The following is a 4,532-nucleotide window of genomic DNA, read 5'->3' on the forward strand; positions in this document are numbered from 1 at the left end:
TCAGCCCGGATTGGGACGCGGTGTTCGCCGCGCACGACCCGCGACCGGTCGACCTGCCGACCTACGCCTTCCACCGCCGCCGCTACTGGCTCGACGCCACCGACGGCGCGGGCGACGTGACCGGTCTCGGTCTCGCGGCGGGCGGCCACCCGCTGCTCGCCGCGGCGACGACGCTCGCCGACTCCGACGGCGTGCTGTTCACGGGCCGGCTTTCGCTCCGGTCGCACCGGTGGCTGGCCGACCACGCCGTGCTCGGGACGACCCTGCTGCCGGGCGCGGCGCTGGTCGAGCTGGCCCTGCGCGCGGGCGACGAGGTCGGCTGCGATCGCGTCGCGGAGCTGACGCTCACGGCCCCGCTGACCGTGCCGGACCACGGAGCCGTCCGCCTGCAGGTCATGGTCGGCGCCCCCGAGGAGAACCGGCGCTCGATCACCGTCCACTCCGGCCGGGAGGACACCGGCGAGTGGCTGCTGCACGCCACCGGAACCCTGGCCGCCGGAACCGGGACCCCGGTGCCGGAGCCCGCCGAGTGGCCGCCCGCGGGCGCCGAGCCGGTGGCGGTCGACGACTTCTACGACCGGACCGCCCAGGCCGGCTTCGCCTACGGGCCGGCGTTCCAGGGCCTGCGCGCCGCGTGGCGGCTCGGGGACGACGTCTGCGCCGAGGTCGACCCGCCCGAGGACCTCACCGGCGCGTTCGCCCTCCACCCCGCGCTGTTCGACGCGGCCCTGCACGCTGCCGCCCTGCTGCGCGACGAGACCACGGCGGCGTTGCCGTTCACCTGGTCCGACGTCGCGATCCACGCCACCGGCGCGGGCCGGCTGCGCGTGCGGCTGAGGCGGACCGGCGCCGACACGATCACGCTGTCCGCCACCGACGAGAGCGGATCGCCGGTGCTCACGGTCGGGACGCTCGTGTTGCGCGAGGTCGCCGAGGAGCAGCTCCACGACGGCGGCGTGCCGAGGGACGCGCTCTACGGGATCGACTGGCAGCCGGTGACCTCGCCGGCCGACCCGGTCGAGCGGGTCGCGGTGCTCGGCGCCGATGCCGATGCCGTGTGGCCCGCTTTTCGGGGGTCCGGGTGGCGAAGCCCCCGGCCCGGGGCGGAGCCCCGGTTGTCACAGCCGTCCGCCGAGGTGTACGCGGGTCTGCCGGAGCTGGTGGCGGCGATCGACGCCGGTGCCGCGGTACCCGAGCTGGTGGTGCTTCCCTGCGTCGGCGGCGAATCCGGCGACCTGCCCGAGGCCGCGCACGCCGCTACGCTCGCCGCACTCGACACCGCCCGCGCGTGGCTCGCCGAAGACCGGTTCGCCGGCAGCAAGCTCGCGTTCGTGACCAGCCACGCGACCGGCCCGGGGACGACCGACCTCGCGCACGCCCCGCTGTGCGGCCTCGTGCGGTCCGCGCAGGAGGAGAACCCCGGCCGGTTCCTGCTGATCGACGTCGACGAGCCGGCCGAGCTGCCTTCAGCCGTCCGGCTCGGCGAACCGCAGGTCGTGCTGCGCGGCACGACGGTCACCGTGCCGAGGCTGGGCCGGCGGGGCGCGGCGGCGGCCGAGCCCGGCTTCGGTGCCGGCACCGTGCTCGTGACCGGCGGCACCGGCGTGCTCGGCACCGTGTTCGCCCGGCACCTCGTGCGCTCGTGCGGGGTGCGGCACCTGCTGCTCACCAGCCGCCGGGGGCCGGACGCGCCCGGGGCCGCGGAATTGGTGGCCGAGCTGCGCGACCTCGGCGCCACCGTCGATCTCGTCGCCTGCGACCTGACGGACCGCGGCGCGCTCGCGGACCTGCTCGCCGGGGTTCCGGCGGACCGGCCGCTCTCGGCCGTCGTGCACGCCGCGGGGGTGCTCGACGACGCGCTGCTGACCGCACTGACACCCGAGCAGGTCCACGCGGTGCTGCGGCCCAAGGTCGACGCCGCCTGGCACCTCCACACCCTCACCGAGGATTCGGCGCTGAGCGCGTTCGTGGTGTTCTCGTCGGCGGCCGGGATCCTCGGCGCGGCCGGGCAGGCCCACTACGCGGCGGCCAACGCCTTCCTCGACGCGCTGGCCGAGCACCGGCGCGCGGCCGGCCTGCCCGGGAAGTCGCTCGCGTGGGGCTTCTGGGACGAAGCGAGCGACATGACCGGCGCGATGACCGCCGCCGACCGGGCCCGGCTGGCGAGGGGTGGCGTGCTTCCGCTCGCCACGGCCGAGGGCACCGCGCTGTTCGACGCCGCGCTCGCCTCGGCCGAACCGGTGCTCGTGCCGGTGAAGCTCGATCTCGCCGCGGTGCGCCGGCTCGACCCGGTGCCCGCCCGGCTGGCCGGGCTCGTGCCGGTTCGCCGCCGCCGGGTGCAGCTCGCGGCCGAGCGGACCGGTTCGCTCGCCGCCCGGATCGCCACCCTGTCCACTCAGGACCGGACGGCCGTGCTGGTCGACATGGTGCGGGAGCAGGTCTCCGCCGTGCTCGGCTACGACGGCACGCAGGCGGTGGACACGGAGAAGGCGTTCAGGGGGCTCGGCTTCGACTCGCTGACCTCGCTGGAGCTCCGCAACCGGCTCGGCGCCGCGACGGGGCTGTCCCTGCCGGCGACCCTGGTCTTCGACTACCCGAACACCGCGGTGCTCGCCGGTTTCCTCACCCGGGAACTCACCGGCGCCGACGCGCCCGCCGCGCCTCGGCGGGCGGCGGCCGCCGTCGACGACCCGATCGCGATCATCGGGATGAGCTGCCGCTTCCCCGGCGGGGTGCACACGCCGGAGGAGCTGTGGCGGCTCGTCGCCGACGAGCGTGACGCCGTCGCCGAGTTCCCCGGCAACCGCGGGTGGGACGTCGAATCGCTGTACGACCCGGACCCGGACTCCTCCGGCAAGACCTACACGCGGGCGGGCTGCTTCCTCGACGAGCCGGGCGGCTTCGACCCGGCGTTCTTCGGCGTCTCCCCGCGGGAAGCGACGGCCATGGACCCGCAGCAGCGGCTGCTGCTGGAAACCTCGTGGGAGGCCGTCGAGCGGGCCGGGATCGACCCGCGCTCCCTCAAGGGCAGCCGGACCGGCGTGTTCGCCGGGCTCATGTACTACGACTACTTCACCCAGCTCGACTCGATGCCCGAGGGGCTCGACGCGCACCTCGGCATGGGCAACGCGGGCAGCGTCGCTTCGGGCCGCGTCGCCTACACGCTCGGGCTCGAAGGGCCCGCGATGACCGTCGACACGGCTTGTTCGTCGTCGCTGGTGGCGCTGCACCTCGCGGCGCAGGCGCTGCGCCGGGACGAGTGCACGCTGGCGCTGGTCGGGGGCGCGACGATCATGTCGACCCCGTCGCTGTTCGTCGAGTTCAGCCGGCAGCGCGGGCTGGCCGCCGACGGGCGCTGCAAGTCCTTTTCGGACGACGCGGACGGCACCGGCTGGGGCGAGGGCGTCGGGATGCTGCTGGTGGAGCGGCTTTCGGACGCGCGGCGGAACGGGCATCCGGTGCTCGCGGTGGTGCGCGGGTCGGCGGTGAACCAGGACGGTGCGTCGAACGGGTTGACGGCGCCGAACGGTCCGTCGCAGCAGCGGGTGATCCGGGCTGCCCTGGCCGATGCGGGTGTCGGACCGTCTGAGGTGGACGTCGTCGAGGCGCACGGGACCGGGACGACGCTGGGTGATCCGATCGAGGCGCAGGCGCTGCTCGCCACGTACGGACAGGATCGGGAACAGCCGTTGTGGCTGGGTTCGGTGAAGTCGAACATCGGCCACACCCAGGCCGCCGCCGGGGTGGCGGGGATCATCAAGATGGTGCAGGCGTTGCGGCACGAGGTGTTGCCGCGGACGCTGCACGTCGGTGCGCCGTCGTCGCATGTGGACTGGAGTGCGGGTGACGTCGAGCTGCTGACCGGTTCGCGGGACTGGTCGCGAGGCGAGCGCGTGCGCCGGGCGGGGGTGTCGTCGTTCGGCGTGAGCGGGACGAACGCGCACGTGATCTTGGAAGAAGCTCCGGACGGTGTGGAGCCGGTCCCGGAGCAGGGTCCGGCGGTGGTGGTGCCGTGGGTGCTGTCGGCACGATCGGCGGAGTCGCTGGAGGAGCAGGCCGCGCGGTTGGCGTCGCAGGTGTCCGAATCGTCGGTGCGGCCGGTTGATGTGGGCTATTCGTTGGCGACGGGCCGGTCGATGTTCGAGCGTCGAGCCGCGGTAGTGGGTTCGGAGCTGGCGGATCTGGTTTCCGGGCTGGGGAATCCGGTTCGCGGTGTGGCCGATGTGGATGGTCGAACGGTCTTCGTGTTCCCGGGTCAGGGTGCGCAGTGGGCCGGAATGGCTGTCGAGCTGGTGGAGTCTTCGCCGGTGTTCGCGGCGCGGATGGACGAGTGCGCGCAGGCGCTCGCCGAATTTGTCGACTGGTCGCTTCTGGATGTGCTCGCCGACGCGGAGATGCTGGGGCGGGTTGACGTCGTGCAGCCGGTGTCGTTCGCGGTGATGGTGTCGCTGGCCGCGCTCTGGCGGTCCTACGGGATCGAGCCGGACGCCGTGGTCGGCCATTCGCAGGGTGAGATCGCCGCGGCGTGTGTG

At 74.2% G+C, this 4,532-nt stretch carries 1 protein-coding gene; it reads left to right on the plus strand.

Translation table 11 applies throughout. The features are described from left to right. The coding region (locus tag C2L58_RS27605) for a type I polyketide synthase (RefSeq protein ID WP_146073692.1) at positions 1 to 4,532 on the plus strand (4,532 nt) is incomplete at both ends.

The sequence above is a fragment of the Amycolatopsis sp. CA-126428 genome (assembly GCF_002904335.1).
Taxonomy (GTDB): domain Bacteria; phylum Actinomycetota; class Actinomycetes; order Mycobacteriales; family Pseudonocardiaceae; genus Amycolatopsis.